This is a genomic window from Lysinibacillus sp. NPDC096382 (assembly GCF_044762845.1).
Taxonomy (GTDB): Bacteria; Bacillota; Bacilli; order Bacillales_A; family Planococcaceae; genus Lysinibacillus.
Map to the genome: position 1 here is coordinate 260,686 of NZ_JBIWFC010000002.1, position 18,648 is coordinate 279,333.

15 protein-coding genes and 1 other annotated feature are annotated in these 18,648 nt (G+C 36.0%); of the genes, 2 read left to right on the top strand and 13 right to left on the bottom strand.

Annotated features, from left to right (window positions below; genetic code table 11):
* Nucleotides 1-88 precede the first annotated feature (88 nt).
* The 3 genes from ACIQZA_RS05060 to ACIQZA_RS05070 all read right to left on the bottom strand — a co-directional run bounded on the left by ACIQZA_RS05060 (nucleotide 89) and on the right by ACIQZA_RS05070 (nucleotide 3,593).
* Nucleotides 89-1,063 (bottom strand): hypothetical protein, encoded by a 975-nt coding sequence (locus tag ACIQZA_RS05060; protein WP_402880458.1) that lies wholly within the window; start codon nucleotides 1,061-1,063, stop codon nucleotides 89-91.
* Between the two features lie 355 nt (nucleotides 1,064-1,418).
* Nucleotides 1,419-1,685: a histidine kinase gene (locus tag ACIQZA_RS05065; RefSeq protein WP_402880456.1), complete on the bottom strand. Its 267-nt coding sequence runs from the start codon at nucleotides 1,683-1,685 to the stop codon at nucleotides 1,419-1,421.
* Between the two features lie 99 nt (nucleotides 1,686-1,784).
* Complete coding sequence (locus ACIQZA_RS05070) at nucleotides 1,785-3,593, bottom strand: M3 family oligoendopeptidase (RefSeq protein ID WP_402880455.1); 1,809 nt, start codon at nucleotides 3,591-3,593, stop codon at nucleotides 1,785-1,787.
* A gap of 287 nt (nucleotides 3,594-3,880) precedes the next feature.
* On the opposite strand from ACIQZA_RS05070, the gene ACIQZA_RS05075 reads away from it, so the two are divergent.
* A complete protein-coding gene (locus tag ACIQZA_RS05075; RefSeq protein ID WP_400938327.1) occupies nucleotides 3,881-4,009 on the top strand; it encodes a hypothetical protein in 129 nt (42 codons plus the stop codon).
* Nucleotides 4,010-4,050: 41 nt separating this feature from the next.
* Complete coding sequence (locus ACIQZA_RS05080; RefSeq protein WP_132362314.1) at nucleotides 4,051-4,167, top strand: YjcZ family sporulation protein; 117 nt, start codon at nucleotides 4,051-4,053, stop codon at nucleotides 4,165-4,167.
* 427 nt (nucleotides 4,168-4,594) lie between these two features.
* Here the strand turns inward: ACIQZA_RS05080 and ACIQZA_RS05085 are convergent, their stop codons facing one another.
* From ACIQZA_RS05085 to ACIQZA_RS05130, 10 genes are all read right to left on the bottom strand, one after another.
* Nucleotides 4,595-5,284, bottom strand: a complete 690-nt coding sequence (locus tag ACIQZA_RS05085; RefSeq protein WP_402880453.1) for a Dph6-related ATP pyrophosphatase — start codon at nucleotides 5,282-5,284, stop codon at nucleotides 4,595-4,597.
* Nucleotides 5,285-5,403: 119 nt separating this feature from the next.
* Entirely contained in the window at nucleotides 5,404-8,574 is a 3,171-nt protein-coding gene (locus tag ACIQZA_RS05090; RefSeq protein ID WP_402880451.1) for an ATP-binding cassette domain-containing protein, read from the bottom strand.
* Between the two features lie 323 nt (nucleotides 8,575-8,897).
* Nucleotides 8,898-9,314, bottom strand: a complete 417-nt coding sequence (locus tag ACIQZA_RS05095) for an SRPBCC family protein (protein WP_400938143.1) — start codon at nucleotides 9,312-9,314, stop codon at nucleotides 8,898-8,900.
* Complete coding sequence (locus ACIQZA_RS05100) at nucleotides 9,311-9,637, bottom strand: ArsR/SmtB family transcription factor (protein WP_400938141.1); 327 nt, start codon at nucleotides 9,635-9,637, stop codon at nucleotides 9,311-9,313. The genes ACIQZA_RS05095 and ACIQZA_RS05100 overlap by 4 nt, the downstream gene beginning before the upstream one ends.
* 526 nt (nucleotides 9,638-10,163) lie before the next feature.
* Nucleotides 10,164-11,468 carry a PQQ-binding-like beta-propeller repeat protein gene (locus ACIQZA_RS05105; RefSeq protein WP_402880448.1) on the bottom strand — a complete coding sequence of 435 codons (1,305 nt, stop codon included), beginning with the start codon at nucleotides 11,466-11,468 and terminating at the stop codon, nucleotides 10,164-10,166.
* Nucleotides 11,469-12,242: 774 nt separating this feature from the next.
* Nucleotides 12,243-13,679, bottom strand: a complete 1,437-nt coding sequence (gene proS, locus ACIQZA_RS05110) for a proline--tRNA ligase (protein ID WP_402880446.1) — start codon at nucleotides 13,677-13,679, stop codon at nucleotides 12,243-12,245.
* Nucleotides 13,680-13,742: 63 nt separating this feature from the next.
* Nucleotides 13,743-13,961 (bottom strand) — a binding site (T-box leader).
* 167 nt (nucleotides 13,962-14,128) lie between these two features.
* A complete protein-coding gene (locus ACIQZA_RS05115) occupies nucleotides 14,129-14,974 on the bottom strand; it encodes a GIY-YIG nuclease family protein (RefSeq protein WP_402880444.1) in 846 nt (281 codons plus the stop codon).
* A gap of 438 nt (nucleotides 14,975-15,412) precedes the next feature.
* Nucleotides 15,413-17,113: a putative bifunctional diguanylate cyclase/phosphodiesterase gene (locus ACIQZA_RS05120; RefSeq protein ID WP_400938131.1), complete on the bottom strand. Its 1,701-nt coding sequence runs from the start codon at nucleotides 17,111-17,113 to the stop codon at nucleotides 15,413-15,415.
* 387 nt (nucleotides 17,114-17,500) lie between these two features.
* Nucleotides 17,501-17,671 (bottom strand): transcriptional regulator, encoded by a 171-nt coding sequence (locus ACIQZA_RS05125; RefSeq protein WP_400938129.1) that lies wholly within the window; start codon nucleotides 17,669-17,671, stop codon nucleotides 17,501-17,503.
* Between the two features lie 260 nt (nucleotides 17,672-17,931).
* A complete protein-coding gene (locus tag ACIQZA_RS05130) occupies nucleotides 17,932-18,081 on the bottom strand; it encodes a hypothetical protein (protein WP_049665318.1) in 150 nt (49 codons plus the stop codon).
* Nucleotides 18,082-18,648: the final 567 nt, after the last annotated feature.

The following is an 18,648-nucleotide window of genomic DNA, read 5'->3' on the forward strand; positions in this document are numbered from 1 at the left end:
TTCACGTCAATTTCATTTTCTGAATATAATAAAAATCTTATATATTATGACTAACTTAACCCTGGCCTCATGTAACTACTTTTTATTTTTAGTCACGCTTCTTCAATGAAAACAGAAGATAGATCGTATCAATTTCATGGGATTCTTCCAAAACCCAAGAGGTTTGACTTAAAATCCGCTGCAATCCCTCTAGCCCAAGATATTGGATTTGCACGCCAACAAACTCTGTAAATCCCAAGTATCCCGGATTTACATGCGCTCGGTCAAAAATTAATGAACCCGTGACCCTAGCGTCCTCCGGAGAGTTAGTATAGAAATGGTTTAGATTTTCAATGATATCTGAATCCGAACCGTACTCAAATAGACCGCCCTCCGATGAACAGAGCTGAATCCAGTCGAAACGTTCTAAACACATCTTTAATAATGCCTCTGGTTGATTCCAGTCATAATGAATAATATTGAGGGTAATGTCCAGGTCTTGAAAGCGTTCCCCTGGCTTCTTCAAAACGTCGATGCATCGTTTGGCAAAATTGGGGCCGTAAGTATCGATATCTAAAATATTGATTTCAATCTTGCGTTCCTTTAATAATTCTGGGTCCGATTCTTGAATGAGAATTAAGGTGTTAATACTGTCGGTAGCGGCTCCCCCAGCGATATTGAAGAAACAAAGGTTCCGTTCAGGGAATTGCTTGAGCTGGGGGAGCAAAATTTCCGACTGGCGCCGGCAAAGATCCCTCAGCCTGATCCGGAGTCCCATGAAAGAAGTTTGCTTCACCGCCCACTTGTCCCGGAAACCTAATTTTATCCCGTTGGTTAAGTCGGGGCCAAGTTTGTACAGCAAAGTACGCATGCCGCTAAGATAGGAATTGTCAACATTCGACATTTTCACAAAGATGTTGCGGATAAAGCCAGGCATCTTTTTTAATGATTCAATGCTCTTGGCTGACTTGAGACAGCTCAAATGATACGCTTGTTCATCAATACTTGCGTTGAAAAGGGGATGTGTAATATCCAAAATCGGCAATTGAATATCATTCTCGAAAACGGCATAAAGAATTTGCATTGTCCACTTTATCACCACTCTATTTATCAATTTTCAAACCCATTTAGGTGATCAAACAACAAATATATCTTCTCCTCGATCTTCTTATATAAATTGAAACGCAAACTTTAAACCGATAGGAATAGTTAACCAAAGCAATAGAGTTGCTCAATATTATTCTGAAACAAAAAGCATTTTCCAATTTGTTTTTGGTAAGAAATTTCCACATCAATAGTACCCCAATAGCCCATATTGGTAGGATTAAAAAGAATTTTGGTGTTAAAGTTTCAGATTCACCTAATGAACTCTGTCTTTTTGTTTTGATATTCGTGAATTGAATATTAATAACTTCACCATCTTCAAAGAACGTACCCGCTTATTGCTCTAATAAATAAAATATCGGTAGTACTATCAATCCTAGTAGAAAAAGCAGTGGCATCGCGGAAACAATTAACGCAAAAATTCTCAACTTCCCCTTTTGGCTAAAAAATGCAGTTAGAAATGAAGCGATTATTAAAGAAATAACCACAATGTCCCCAATTTCCGAGGTTCCGTTCACTTCAATTGGTGTAATAAAGGCGAAAATAATGAACAAAGAAAACAATAACAATGAAATAATACTTAAATATTTTCTTAACACCATTACCTCACCTCATCTGCACCTTTAGTATAAGGCTACTGGGAAAGTCCACTTACAAATGGCGGTTGGATTATTTTCTTTTGTCATTAAGGTTCGTCATCTTTAAATAATGATACACTCTCTACTTAATTTGATAAATTCATCCACATCTTTAATGCATAATTCTATTCCCTTTTTCCAAAAAGCTTCCGAAGTGATATCATCACCTAAATGTTTCATCACTAATTCCTCTGTGCACATACTCCCTGAATCGCGAAGCAAATCTAAATAACATCTTTCGAATTCTTTACCTTCTTCTTTTGCCTTTGCAAATAAACTCAATGCAAACAAATATCCGAATGAATATGGAAAATTATAAAAAGGAGATTGTGTCATATAATAATGTGGTGTCCATATCCATGAATGCAGTGAAGGATTATCAAGAGAACCATCATAGCCTTCATCTATTGCTTCTTGCATAATTTCGTTTAAGCGTGATGATGAAACAATTCCTTCTTTACGTTCTTCATAAAATTTCTTTTCAAATAAAAACCGAGAATGAATATTCATGAAATTCATGACACTACGCTTTAATTTCTCATCAAGCAAAAATAATTTTTCATTAGTAGATTCAGCTTTTTGCATTGCCGCATCTAATATAATCATCTCTGAAAACGTTGAAGCAGTTTCAGCAATGCTCATTGGATATTGTTTATTCACGCCATTAATAGATTTCATTGCATCGTTATGGAAGGCATGTCCTAATTCATGAGCAAGTGTTAATACATCTGTAATTGTACCGCCAAATGTCATGAAAATTCTTGATTCTTTCGAAAGTGGAAAACCTGAACAAAATGCAACAGCGGACTTATTTGCACGATCTTCAGCTTCTATCCATCCTTCACTAAATGCCTTTTTAGAGAAATTTTCTAATTCTGTTCCGAATTCACTAAAATGCTCCAAAATAAAATTAACAGCATCTTCGTATTCAATTTTTTGTTTTTTTGTTGTAATAGGTGCCCAAAAGTTAAATGATTGCATCTTTTTATAGCCATTTATTTTTGCTTTTTGATTTAGGTAGTCAGTGAAGGGTTTTTTAAATTTATTAACGACAGACCACATCGCATGAAGCGTTTCCTCCTTCATACGATTTTTAATTAAAGATTCTTGTATTACATTATCTAAGCCACACTTCTTGTAAACTTGTAATCGAAAGCCTGCAATATGATTTAATATTTTCGCAAATAGTTCTTCATTCTCTTTCCACGTATCTTCTAAAGCATAATGGGATTCTTTACGAACATCTTCATTAGGATGTGAACGTAAGTTGATAGCTTGACCGACGGATACATTTTTTTGTTCTCCATTTATTTGAACTTTAATCGTAAAATTATTTATAAAAGAACTATAAAATTGCCCCCAAGCATGATATCCATCTACCATGAGGTCTGAAACTAAATTTTGTTCTCCATCTGAAAGGGTTGTCTCACCGTCTTCACGCCATTCATTCAGTATAAACTTAAAATTTGCTAAAACATCAGTATTCAGTAGACCCTGCCACAAATGATAATCAATTTTTACCAGAGTATTTTTTACTTTTTTCAATGCCGATTCAAAACGAGTATTTATTGTCGTAATGATCCCTTGGAGAATTATAGCCTCCTGATCTTTTGGACTTTGAGCAAGAAGGCAAGTTATAAAAGAATTTGCTTGAGATATATTAGTTCGAATATCTCCTATGTATTCAACTAAAACCACAATATTAATTGATTCATTTATTTTTTGTGGAACATTAAAGGAATTTGCTTTTTCTTCAAATTCAGAAATTTCTTGTTCCAAATATCTTATATGTTCATGTAATTGTGATGATTTACTTCCACCTTGGAACAAACTATCTAAGTTCCATATTTGCCTATACTTTGTTTCGCCCAATCATTTCTCCCCCTTAAACTATTCAGCAATAATCAAACGTACATTCCCATCTTATCACATCATGGAACATTAGCGAGTGTTATTTGCGCAACTGTTTAAGTATTGTTAATTTACTAATATAATCAAAAATATACCCAAATTATACGTTAAGTTCCCCTTTTTGACATCGTTAAGGTATAAAGAAAGGAAGATTTGAAATTTAGGTATGCGCGTGTTAATACGCAAGATCAGTCGTTATCACTTCAATTTAATGTAATTGTCGAAGGACTTTGCGTTTAGTTGCAATCGTGGAAGATTTTGAAGCAAAGGATATTCATATTGTATTTCTGCAAGATAAAATTGACAGAACAACTGCTATGGGAAGTTTTTTTAAAATTTATATTCAAGGAGTAGATAAATATCGCAGTTCCTTTTAACAACTATTCATATTATAGATTGTAGAAAGGAGGTAATAACTATGTCTGAATATTGCGGTAGCGGTAGTGGTTATGGTACTGGTTCAGCATTTGCGCTAATCGTTGTACTATTCATTCTATTGATTATTGTCGGCACTAGCTTCATCGGATTCTATTAATACCCAATACCGCCATCTATCCCATAATTTTTAGGATAATATAAGGTTATCCTTTCCCTTCGAATATTTAAAAAGGGTCATTATCCTCCGGTGACCCTTTATATAGTTTATAAAGAAAAGTATATTATTCAGTCGCATCTGGAGAGGCACTAAGTTTCGCTTTGGAGATAGTAAAAAACACTTTATATACGTGTTTTATTCAATTAATGACGTGCACAAGTGCTGGAGAAATCGCATACTACTTCATATATGTAAATATGTCCATAACACGTAGGATACCGACAAACCAATCTACATATAGTTAGTCCAAAACTAAAACGATTCCTCAAATAGATAGATGATGCCCCATGTTATTCACCGTATTTAAAGAGAAATATTTATTACGCTATTTACAACTATACTCTTGTTCACTTATCTATAAGATTAGTTATTCATCTAGTTCTAAAGGTAAAAACGCATATTCACCGTTTTTAATAACAGCACATTTACGAACTGGAATAGGTTGTTTGAAAATTGGCCCATCTAATACTGTAGTATGGAACTCTCCACCTTCTCCGCAAGGGTCAATACCCCGAGCTTCAAGCTCCTTTATGTATTCATAGGTTAACGTCCGCCCTAAATCTTCCTCGCGCATACCCAAAGATAAATTAACAGTTACAATAATTGTAACAAATCCTAGGTTTATGAACTCTTCAACAGCATCACGATGATCCATCTCCCATAAAGGCATGCCTAGCTTTAACCCAGCATTTTTCGTAACCTTGTCATGCCAGCAGCCATGTTCAGGCATATCTAAGTCTCCTGTTACTAACACTTCTGCCCCTTGATTTTTAGCTTTTTCTAAAAGGCGCATAAATACTTTTTCGTATTCTGTCCAGCTGGCTGCTGCAGTAAAAACAGGTAAACCTATAGATTTCGCTTGAGCACGTATGAGTTCCGGAGGCATTCCGTGGGATCTGGAACGATTTCCTTCTTCCTCCAACATGACGATTAATCCAAGCGCTTCTCCAACCTTCATTGCTTTATATAAAGCTAAGACACTATCCTTTCCACCGCTAAAAGAAGCGATGAATTTCTGCTCTCGAGCATTATTTTTCCAATCCTTTAATTCTGTCATACATATCTTTCCCCTTTAATTTCTAATGACTTTTTAGAAGCTCATCTTCAGAATATCATAAAAACTCATTTGCAATTTTATTATTGCAAATGAGTCTATCTGAAGTAACTTTCGTTAATCTAATTGTTTTGCTCTAGGCATTGGTAAATTGCCATCATATCTCGTTTATTCAACTCGCGAATACGGTTAAAAATTGGAATATCTGCAACAGCCTCTGTTCGTAAGCTTTCTTCCACAACGTCACTTACTTTGCCAGTTAACCATGTTTGCACGTCTACACCATCGACAATTTCCTTACGTCCTTCATCATTGATACCACTTGCAGAGCAACTAACACATGGTACGGATAATTTATAGACGCCATCGTGGAGATTATCTTCTGAAATGACTTTCTTCCCATTACAGAATGGACATTTATGACTTGCTTTAATTTTATTCATTTGTGTCACAATTTTTTTGTAGCCAAATGCTTCATAGACATACGTTAGTTTTTTGTATTTTCCATTTGTGAAATACTTATCAATGATGGTTTCTCTCGTTTCGTCAATGTTGGCAAAATCACAAATTGTTATTAAATTTTTGCTGCTGATTGCATCGATATTGTCTTTAATTTTGTCCCAAAACGGTAAAACATTATTTAGTACTATTTCATAACCAGCAAAGCTTGCTAGATCTAATTCAAGCATTTTTAACGATACTTGTGTTTCTCTAGGAAGTAAGGAGACATCTTCCGTAAGAGTCATATCGCCGCCTACAATTGCTTTTAGTTTTTCAAGCTCTGGTAAGTTCCCTACTGTTTTTATGACCTGTTCGATAGGTTGATGTATTATCTCGCGAATATCAGTGTCGCCAAACGTTAGTTTTTTCTTATGGTTTAGCACCGCTCCTTGACAAATTGGACAGGCAATCATTTCTTTTGATTCTTTCATTTGCTCTTTAATGTTTGATTTCGAAATAACGATATAACGTCCAAGGATAAAATTAAAACCTTCCCATTTTTTTGAGGACTTACTAGCTTTATCATAAAATGATTTTTCCCAATAACCATAGAGGAATGTATGTCTTTCTTCCTCTGTCATTTCATTGTAGCTTTTACTAATATCTTGACCCAGTTCATTCTTGAGCTCATCAAAAAGGAATTGTAATTTCGGATATTGATAATATTTTAATACTTCCATCACGTCTGGATGTAATAAGCCATCCCAGAACGACACTGTTTTGTCTTGTATGACAATATCGAAATCAAATTTTTCAATTTGTAGGCGTCCAGAACAGCTAGGACAATGGTTTTCTTGACTAAAGAAATCGAAGCTTCTCGTATCTTTATTCGTCGGATGTGCAGCCACGATATGGTTAATTAATCCACCGATTTCATATAAAAAACTATACTGACTATATAAGTGTCTTTCTAGATCGATGGCGACGACTGGTGCGATTGTTGCTGATTCATACTCACCATAAATTAAACGGGCCATTGATGACAAGCTTTTTAAAATACCGCCTTTATAAATGTTTTCGGCATTTTTAAAATAGCTAATATGATTGTCTTCTAAGTAATGGATGCCACTTTTTGAAGCAAGTGTTGAAGAGATATGCAATGAAACATCACTATCTGTACTGTTAAGTTGACTAAAATAATCATCATGGCCGACAACATCAAGGTGTTGAACTGGCTCCTGCTGTCTTTTTCCAAAATCAACGATAAAATCAGAGCTCTCAATCATATAAGCATTATGTTCAATCATCATGATAGAAACGGATTCGTCTTTGAGAATGTCCCTAACACTATCAATAAATTGGTTTAAAATATTTTGTGATAAACCTTTTGAAGGCTCGTCAAAAATAAACAGCGTATGGGGATTTCTTGCGTTCGAAAACAGCTCAGACACTAGATGAACACATTGGAATTCCCCTGTCGATAAAGATTGTGTTTTTCTTTCCAACGTCAAGTAACCGAGCCCAAGTTTGATTAGTAAACTTAAACGTTTATGAGCGATGTCTTCATGTGGAAGCTCCTCGATAATGTCTTCAATGGAACGTTGGAAAATATCGTCAATGTCATCACTGTATTTCGTCATTTTCTTTTTAATATCAAGAAACGTTGCAACCGTTGATCGGCTTGTAATTGATTGGTTGCGGTCTTGTCCTACCATGACTAGTTTATCTTTTGGATATCGTTTTAGGAAGTCCTTAGAGATGCACTCATTGACAAGTGTTGATTTCCCACAGCCAGATTCACCTGTAACTGTTACGAGTCTATTTTTTGGAATCTGAATGTTAGCCATTTCAATATTACGACAGTAAAGATCATGAAATTGATAATAGTCTGTAGGCATTGCCTGATTTCGTTCCCAATAGACTGGTTCTGGACGTGGTGATACTTCGACAATTTTACCGCCGTATTTCCCACTGCCAGGTCCAAAGAACAGCTGCTCATCCGCTGTATCGAGCACTGTATCAGAATGATCAATAAGCCAAATTTGGTTTTTATAGCCCAATTGTTTAATTTGCTCTAAAATTTTCAACAGCGTTTGATGATCAAGACCAACAGAAATTTCATCTATAATAATGACCGTATTTTCACTAGCTGCCATAAATTCTGCCAAGTACAGTCGAGTTAATTCTCCACCAGACAAGGTACCCATAATTCGATTTAACGTTAAGTAACCAATATTCATATGGATAATATTTGTAAGAATACGTTGTCTTTCTTCGCTAATCGCCAATTCCTCTGAAAGGGAATAAATCGCTTCTATGCTTAAATTGTTTATATCGGAAATACTATGTGGTTGATTCCATAATTCAAACTTATATTGCTCAACTTCCGGATTATAGCGCTTGCCCTTACACTTTTTACATTCGACATTTTTAGTCGTACCACGCCCTTTACAAGCAGGACACCAACCCAGTGCATTATTAAAGGAAAAAACTTCAGGAGAAAGATCAAACTTATCTGCCAACTTTTCACGTATCTCTTTAAAAACACCTGTATGAGTACCAACTGTCGAACGTGGATTGGCAGAAATGGATGATTTCCCGAGAAAAAGGACTAAAGGCATTTCTTCCATCTTGATGGCACTGAAATTCGTTTCCATAATAGTAGGAAACAAATACTGATATTCTGCCTTTGGCAATAAAGAAACAAGACGCTTCTTAGATTCTTCACCAATTGTTTGGCAAAATGTAGTTTTACCAGAGCCCGACAATCCAGCAATTCCTAAAGATTGATCTTCCGACAAGTTGACATCTAAGCGTTTTATATTGTTAGCAATTAATTGATTTATTTTCATCGGATATTCTCTCCATTCCATTTAGTATTGTCATGTTAGCACAACTTCAACTGCATTTGTTATGTTTATGACATCCAATCAATTATGCCTCGGCATAATTGCGTCCGGAATCGGCTTTGTGCAAGCACAAAGTACTCCTTTCCGATTCCGTGACATCTGCCGGAGGCTTTAACTTCTTTCAGCAAAGGCTGAAAGAAGTTAAAAAAATGACGCTTTCTATGTTCCGAAAGCGTCCGATTGTTGAAGAACAGTTTATTTTATTCATTTCTTATATGATACCTGCTTTTTATTTAAAAAAGCAGGTATCATAATGGAGAAATAGTTTACAGTTCTGCTAACACTTTTTCGAGCTGATTACCATTGTTAACCCAAGCGTATTTAGCTCCTTCGATTGCTCCTTGACGAGCTTTTGTTGCTTCACTGAATCCGCTTTGATCAAGATGTAAATGTGTAGTGCCATCTGAACCTTCTGTCAACGTCCATGTCACAGTAGTTGTTTCTCCGGCACTTGCCCAAGTATAAGATAATGTATGAGGTTCTTCTACTTTGAGCACCTCACAATTGACAATTCCATCCCACCATTCATTTGGCTCAGCTCGGAATTGAAATTTATGCCCTACGATTGGTTTAAAGTCATTTTTCCAGATCCATTTTTCAAGAGTGTCCGAATCCGTTAATGCGTTCCAAACTTTCTCGATTGAACTTGTAAATTGATAATCTAAAGATACATCTGCTTTCATTTTTCTTCCTCCAATAAAAGATTTAATCTAGCCATTCTTTCTTTCCAGAATCCTTCGTAATACGATACCCAATCTTGAATTTCTTGCAATGGTTTGGCATTCAATCGATATCTCGTTTCCCTACCAACCCTGCGAGCAATTACGAGATCAGCATCTTTAAGGATCGCCAAATGCTTAGAAACTGCTGTACGCCCCATTTGAAATTGAGACGTTAATTCGTGAAGAGGTAATTCTTCCGCATCCGCCAGCAAGCGTATTAATTGACGTCTTGTTGGGTCAGCAATAGCAGCATAAACATCACGGTCTTGATTTTTCTCGCTCAAAATCTCCTCTCCCTTTTAAATTGGACACTAAATGGTGTCTTAATTATACGACACCATTTAGTGTCCAGTCAATTTTTATTTTGGGATACTTCCATTCGTTTTATTCTCTAATCAATAATACTAATATATAATTTGCTGAGCTTCTCCTCCACCGTGTACTTGTATTTCAAGATGCTTTTTTAAAAAATTTGATGTATTAAATTCAAATCTTAAAAATAAGCCTGGACATATCAGTAATTCTTTTGTCCCTATTTAAACTACCTCTACTTGAAAAAGAAGTACCCACTTTGACGTCCGCGTTTACGGACATGAAAGTAGATACTTCTATTCCTTTATTATAGCCTTTATTCCATTTAGTATTATTTTCGCCTTGTCACTTTAGTATGCCTGTTGCATTTCCGGAAAAGTGATACAAGAAGAATAATCAATTGTCCAAATTTTATTTGATTTTTCGTCTTGATATGTAAAAGCTTTTTTCATACATTCATGTTGATAAAATAAACCTTAAAGAATCTGCCTATAAAAACTACCAGTACAGTGGTTGCTGAGTATCCCAGATGATCCAGCGGTACGATTCACGTATTGAACTTGTGCTAATCTCAAACGGACTTGGCTCTGTACTTGTTAAATCAAGTATATGTAGCATTCCATTGTATGTACCGACAAGCAATATTGTCTCATCAGAGTTTAATGCCATGCCACTGATTGTCCCAGATACGAAGTAACGCCAAAGTTCATTCCCCTCCAAATCAATCATTCGTAAATAACCATATGCGTCACCCAAAATGTTGCCCCCTTGCACTGCAACACCGGCATATACACGCATACTTTCATCTATTGAAAGGGGCTCTTCATTATTGTCCGGTTTAAGATCATGGAGTGAGATACCAAGTGTACATCCATTATAAAAATGACATGCATTGAACCAAACATGCTCATTATCGGCACTGAACAAGCTGTAATGCGGATAACTCGACATCGGTTCAAACGAATGCATAACATACTTTTCCATATCTAACAACATATGATCGCTGTCTTGACTTCCATAAGCCAGCCATCTGCTGCTTCGCGAAACAGCTCCATGTGGCATCGCTAAACTTGCTGTGAAGTCATCCTCTTCCTCTGCCCACTCCCTTATATTTTCCACTGACGGGTGCAACAAGAGGGCATCAGTTTCCTCAATCAAATAAATGCCATCATGCGATACCACCAACAACTTCGTGCCATCAGCGAATGGAATGACATCTGCGCTTCGATAGCTTTCTGGCTGCAAGGTCTCAATATCGGGGTATTTTTCGTGCAATTGGTCGATGATTGTCGCCCATTTGTATGTAGCCAGCAAAGTGCCGTTCAACTCTCGATCGGGCTCGCGTACGATACGAACTCCTAGCTCATCCATCAAAGCAATGTCGCGCCCATCCGCAGAACAACTTGCTGCTTGTATGTGCTCGATACGGTTTGCTTCCTGTTTATCCATCACATAGACAGTTCGTGAAAAATCTTCATTTTGCGCTGCAACAAGTAATGCACCATCATGGAGAAATGCAATTGGATAAACAGCTCGCATCAGTTGGCTGTGCGTTTCCTGAAATGGCCAAGAAGCAGCTGGAAACTGTTCACGGAGCGTTTCCTGTTCCTTTGTTCTATTCGCCTGTTTAATAAACTGGTAAACTTGCGAAGCTAATTGTCCGCGTGAATCTTCAATTGGCTCCTCTCCTGGTGCCTCCCAGTTAGTTTCTAATCCTCTGCGCACGTAGGCATTAATTTCACTTGCATAACGTAACCCCTCTTCTCGCCATTTCTGGGATAATTGTAAAGTATCATTTGTCATTGTATTAGTCTCCTTATTTGTTAACTGACCTTATCATGTTTTACGGTTTCCTCAAGCATCCAAACCGAAACCAACTATCCGCACTACTGGAGTTAGATGCCCCTAGTACTAAGGAGCATAAGCTTTCATTTTCTGTTCACCACTGCTCTACGTTCCTTGTTGAAATCAATAAAACGAAAATTTGTAGCAAGTACTCCATGTCTCCATCTATAAGCTTTAGTGGCTATACTTTTTCATTTTTAAGACATTCCATTGTTAATCGGAAATAGGGATTGCCTTCGAACTTGCTTTCAAAGTTGTTCAATAATTGAACGATTTTTCATAAATTCTTGTGGAAACTGTAATGTCTAGATTCAAGTTAAATCTATTATAGAACAAACATTCCTATTCAAACTAGTCTAAAATACAAAAAGAGATGTCTGAAAAGCTATTTTGAGACATCTCCTTTATGACGAGGATAGTGACAATCGATTACTCGTCGTAGAAACATCTAATTGTAACTAATTTTCCTGTAGCGAAAGGATAGTGAAAGTTACAATGGTTCTTGGCTAATAGCAAGAAGTTGTATGACGAGCCATTCACGTGCAAATAATATTTGTCGATGATATGACCACCTTCATCAATGAAATAAAAAAACAGCCTATCGTTCAGACGAAATCGAAACAGTTAGAACGAAACAATAAGAGTTAGAAAAGATGTCAGATAATGGATTAGAAATATGGACATATTTCCAATAGTTGAATACTTGTGTTTGAAAGCAAATTTGACAACTATTTAATACGCCTGAGCAAACCAAACTGTATGCTTTGCTTCATTTCCACAACAAATACAAGTAGATTTCGTAGTTGGTGGATGAAACGGAATGTTACGAGAAGTATATTTTGTCTCTTCTTTCACTTTTTCCTCGCATGCATCATCTCCGCACCATCCAGCAAGAATCCACCCAGAAATAGATCCATTTTCTTTGGAAGTGTTAATATGCTGCTGTAAATCCTTCAGTGTATCGATATTTATATGAGCGTTTTCATCCCGGAATTTACATGCTTTATCGAATAAACGAGTTTGCATTGTTGATAATTCTGCCTCAATTGCTGCAACAATGTTATTCAGGTCAATGGATTGCTTGTCATCTTCATCTCGTGCTTTTAACAATGCCTGGTTGTTCTCTAAATCACGTGGTCCTAATTCAATTCGAATTGGTACACCTTTTAATTCCCATTCATTAAATTTGTAGCCTGGTGATTGGTCCGAATCATCTAGACGCACTCGAATTCCCTTCTTTTTAAGGGCTGCAAAAAGGTCATCTAGTTTCTCTATAATTTCAGGGTTCTTTTTCCATGGTCCTACAGGAATTAAGACAACTTGAGTTGGTGCGATTCGTGGCGGTAAAATAAGCCCCTGCTCATCACCATGAACCATAATTACTGAACCTATTAAACGTGTGGAAGTGCCCCAAGATGTTGTGTGTACGTATTCATGCTGATTAGCTTTGTTTAAATATTTAATATCAAAAGCTTCAGCGAACTTTGTCCCTAAATAGTGAGAGGTACCAGCTTGTACGGCCTTCCCATTTTTCATCATTGCTTCAATAGAAAATGTATCGACTGCCCCTGCAAAACGTTCTGAAGGTGTTTTTTGTCCATCATAGACAGGAATGGCAAGTAAACCCTCTACTACTTCCTTATAGATCGTTAACATTTGCATTGTTTCTTGACGTGCATCTTCTTCATCAATATGGGCTGTATGGCCCTCTTGCCACAAAAATTCAGATGTCCGAATGAACGGAAGCGTTTTTTTCTCCCAACGAAAAACATTTGCCCATTGATTAATTAAGACCGGCAAATCACGGTAGCTTTTGATCCAATTCGAATAGAGATGTCCAATCATCGTTTCAGAAGTTGGACGAAGTGCTAAACGTTCTTCTAATTTCTCGCCTGCTGCTTCTGTTACCCAAGGAAGCTCAGGTGAGAAACCTTCGATATGATCTTTTTCTTTTTGGAAGAAGGATTCAGGGATTAACATCGGGAAATAAGCGTTACGATGACCTGTCTCTTTAAAACGACGGTCCATTTCTTTCTGAATATATTCCCAAATTTCATAGCCGTCTGGTTTGAATGCGATACAGCCACGTACTGGTGTATAATCCATTAAGTCTGCCTTTTGGATTGTCTCGATGTACCATTTCGAAAAATCATTTTGTTGTGTTGTCATATTCTCTCCTCCATTTTTGCAACTTTAGCCACTAAAAAATAAAAAGCACAAAGCTGTCCTACAAATAAGGACGTCTTTGTGCAGACTAAACGTGGTACCACCTTGATTTAGTTTTAAGAAAACCTTAAAACCCTCTAACGTTTTGTAACGAAAACGACTCGGTTATGTTTGCATAACATCTCCGTGGTAGGGTTCAGATAAGAAGCGGTGATATAGCTCTCAGCAATTGCTATATTCTCTGTTTCACTATTCTTACTTACTTGGCCACATCAACAATTTATATTTTATATAACTTTAGCAAAACAGTTCAATAATTTCAAATATTAAAACGATTATTTTTCGGGAAATATTAGAAAATTTATTTTACTTATAGACGAAATTACATCTAGCAAGCACAATTACATAGTATTTTTTAGCAATTGATTTGTAATTCATTATTTGTTGCTCCGTTAATTGCGATTATAGCCGAAAGGGATGGTTTGTAACTTTCGTTTAAAGCTACTTTCAATTTCGATTGCTTCTAATGCTGTTATATCTTTTGGTAGCACTTTTAAAACTGTAAATTGGAATTGTAAATTTGCTGTTGTATTTTTCGCAAGTAACTGCTTAAATGCTTCATTGCCTCCATGGATCGTTGTGGCATAATCTGACCACCGTCCAAGTAAACCATTTTTATTGTATGAGGATCCGATATAAATTTTACCGTTAGAACAATCTGTAATTGCGTAAATCGCATTGATTGAACTTAAGGCAATGTGCCAATCTGCATATGTTTGAGGGTCATCGATGATTTGTTTTAACTCATTAAATGTTAATAGGACGTTTTCGTATCCAGGAAAGACAAATTGACTCGTATTTACAAGCTGTGTAATGATTTTCTCATTTGTCCCTTTTTGATACCATTTCACAGCGGCTTTACCCCATTCTATAAATAATTTACTTTCATATGTACGTAAAGGATCATTTGAAATTTCAAATAAAGGATGCATGATATCATCTTTATAAGGCTCTAGCAAAAATGGCGAACAGTATGGGGAAACATTTGGTTGCTCTCCATGTCTTACTTCATACGATGTTAAGTATTTCGATGTCGTCCCTTCATCTGAGGAAAAGACAATGATATGATCAAAGGCATCGAAAAAATGAGGTGGCTGTTTTTGCGTATATTCACGTAAAAAACCATCTCGATATGCATTGATGAAACGCTCATGTTTTAGCGAATGACGAATAAGTAATGTTTTATTCAATTTATAGTTGCAACGTTTTAACAAATCAGATAAATAGAAATGGACCATGTTATTATCTCCTTTATAGAAAATGAAATTTTAGCATAGGCAAAATTCAAAACCTTAGGTTCATCACCAAAAGTTGTGGATGACTTTTGTTAAAACGTCTACTATGTAAATAGTTGATTGGAGTGGAGACTGGGCGACTCCTCGGGGATCAGCGATAGAGGAACGAAGGCTAAAAGCATCACATCCTGTGATAACGCCTTCGTGACCAACATCGTGTTGGCCCGAGACCCTGCAGCGAAGCGAAGCGGCTCATCGGACGCCCCCAGGAAAGCGCCCAGTCGGAACGGAAATCAACCACATGCTTTGGTGATGATCCAAACTTTAACGTTAGCTCCGCACATAGGAAATATCGAGATATTCTAAACCTTCCTTTACATAAACACTTAGAGGATCTTGTCCAAACTAAAGACAAGATCCTCCATATTGAACTACCTAGAACTATCTACTTTTTACTATCAATTGTGTAAAGTCCTCTACCGATAATGGCTTACTGAAATAATAGCCTTGTACGTACTCGCAGCCATGTTCACGTAGTACGTTTAATTCTGCCTCTTCCTCGACACCTTCAGCTACTACTTGAAGATTTAAGGCATGCGCTAGAGAGATCATAGCTGAAATCATGGCTATGCCTGATTTTTCAGGCACAATATCACGGACGAATGCACGATCGATTTTCAAAACATCTACTGGGAACGTTTTTAAATAATTTAACGATGAATAACCAGTCCCGAAATCATCTAATGAAATCGTAATACCAAGTGCTTTTAATTGCTTAATTGTATTAATTAAGTCCTCGGTATAATCCAGCATACTCATTTCTGTTATTTCAATTTCTAAAAACTGCGGATCAATTTTTGTTTCTGCTATAACTTCATGTATCATTTCAACAAAGCCTGATGTACTAATATGAATCGGAGAAATGTTTACGGCAACACGTAAGTTTGAATTATGTACTTCATTCCAAGTGCGTACCTGGGCAGATGCTTTCCTTAACACCCAGACCCCTATATCATTAATGAGCCCACATTGCTCAGCAAATGGAATAAAGCGATCCGGTGGCATATAACCTAGTTCAGGGTCATGCCAGCGAAGCAATGCTTCCATGCCAATCACTGTATTCGTTTTTAAATTGATTTTCGGTTGATAATGTAATTCTAAACTATCTTTTTTTAACGCTTGATGTAACTTTGTTTCAAGTAATAACCATTTATCGTTGATTTCCTCCATATTTGGACGATAAAAGCGGTATTGATTACCCCGTGAAGATTTTGCAGCATACATGGCGATATCTGCATTTTTCAATAATTCCTCAGGAGAGTTTGCATGATCTGGGAAAGTACTAATTCCAATACTAATACTTGCGTAAAATTCATATGAATTAACAACAAAACTCTCATTAAAGACGCTAATTATTTCATCAGCCTTGTCCTCAATACAGTCAACGTCGTTTAGTATAATAACAAATTCATCACTATTGTGGCGGTAAATAGAATTTGATGTATAATCAACGTTGCGTAGACGATTCGCCATTTCTACTAAGAACATATCCCCGATGATATGACCAAGTCCATCGTTAATGTTTTTAAAACGATTTACATCAATGAAAAATAACGCAAACTTCTCTCCTGTACGTCGAGATTGATGAAATTCATTTTCTAAACGTTGTTCTAACTTACGACGATTTGGTAGTCCTGTTAATTCATCATGATAAGCAATATGAGTTATCTTTTTTATATCCTTTTGTGCGGTAATATCGACCCTTATAGCAATATATTGATACGGTTTACCATTGTCATCAAGAAAAGGAAATACCGTTGTCTTCACCCAGTAAAGGCTGCCATCCTTCGCTCGATTACACACCTCGGCATTCCACATCTCACCCTTGCCTATAGTTTTCCACATCTCTCTAAAGAAGGATCTTGGATGGAAACCTGAATTGAGTAAACGGTGATCCTGCCCTAATAATTCTTCACGGGTGTATTTAGATATTTTGCAAAAATGATCATTAACAAACGTTATTTTCCCAGTTCGATCTGTAATTGCTACAATGATTGAACTATTCATTACTGAAAAAATATCTTGTAATTCTTTCAGACTATAGTTAACTTGATTGATACTATCAGGCGTGATATTCATCATTTTCATTCTCCGTTCATTAGAGGGGTTTGGTACTTTTATTTTATATTTCCACGGGGTATAAGGTTATGGGATATCGCCCTTTTTTATGTAATTATATTATAGTCTTAGAAAAGCAGTTAATTCAACCCAAATATCAAACCATTCAAATCTACATTTGATGGTTTTCAATAAAATAGCCCCTAATAATAAGGTCTTTTCACTTACTTAATACGATAGTTTTTGATTACTTTAATTACCTTAGTGCTATTCATATGTTATGTTTAGCCTAGTTATCTTTATAATATATGAATCTTCTGTAATTTTACTACACTTGAATAATTGCTTCATTTATGATATGAAGTCAAAATGCCTTACTGTCACATAAAGACAGTGAGGCATTTTTATAAGCTAAGAGATTTCATATTGTATTTGACCTCCCAATGTTTTAGCTCGTTCATTGTAGGCATCTAATTGTTCCTGAGATAAGTTTAATATATAATAGTAAAAATTTATTGGCTCTAAACCATGTTTCTCGCACACTTGTCGGTAAAAATCATAGCCTTTTCGATAATCTGTCATATTAATAACTTCCTTTCAATTGTACAGTTTCATTATAATATTCTAATTGTTCTTGTGATAATTGATTGACATATCTTGTTGTATAACAGAATTACATTTTTAATTATAATATATAACAGACGGTTTGCCACGTCAATGAATTTTCTGATATTTCTTTCAAATGCACAAAAGCCCAGTCCATTTAAATTAGTATGGCTGGGCATTTCATAAAATATTCACGTCGGCTTCCGTTATAACCACATCCTTTAATTACAAACCTTTCAAATTCCTAATTGTTTGGCTTGCATATTATAAGCTGAAAGTTGTTGCTGTGATAACTGTAGCAAATAGTAGCGGAATGAAATTGGCTCAAGACCATAGCGCTCACACATCTCACAATAAAATTCATAACCATCACGATACTTTGACATTAGAATTCCTCCAAACCAAGCTGTTTTATAACAGTTGTTTTTATTTTTATTTAATATATAACAGATGGTTTATTTCGTCAAGTATTTCTAAATAGTTTGATTAAAAACATATCACAAGCCATTGTTTTGATATTGATCAAAACAATGGCTCTCGCTATTTTCACATATTAATTCAAGGAAGTAATTCTACCTCTACCTTTATCTTTCGTTGCTTTTTAAAATACCATTTACAACTTTTGTTTCTTTATCTACATTTCGAATTTTGTATATAAAGCTTTCAGTACCAGTGATGGAACATCTCCATCATAAGTAAAGTATGATTTACTTTCACCTATGAAGACGTTATCTCTTCATCAATCTCAATTGGGTGAGTGGTTCCTGATTCTGGGCCTTTCTCTTTTTGAGTGATATCTAGGACAACAGGTTCACTTTTTACAGCCTCTGACGTTACTTTTGAAGAGGATACTGCTGTTTTAGCTGAAATGCATTACACCCGGATAAGAGTAAAATAAACGATCATATACAAATTGATTTATAAATCTTCATAACTTCTCCTACCTAAAAATA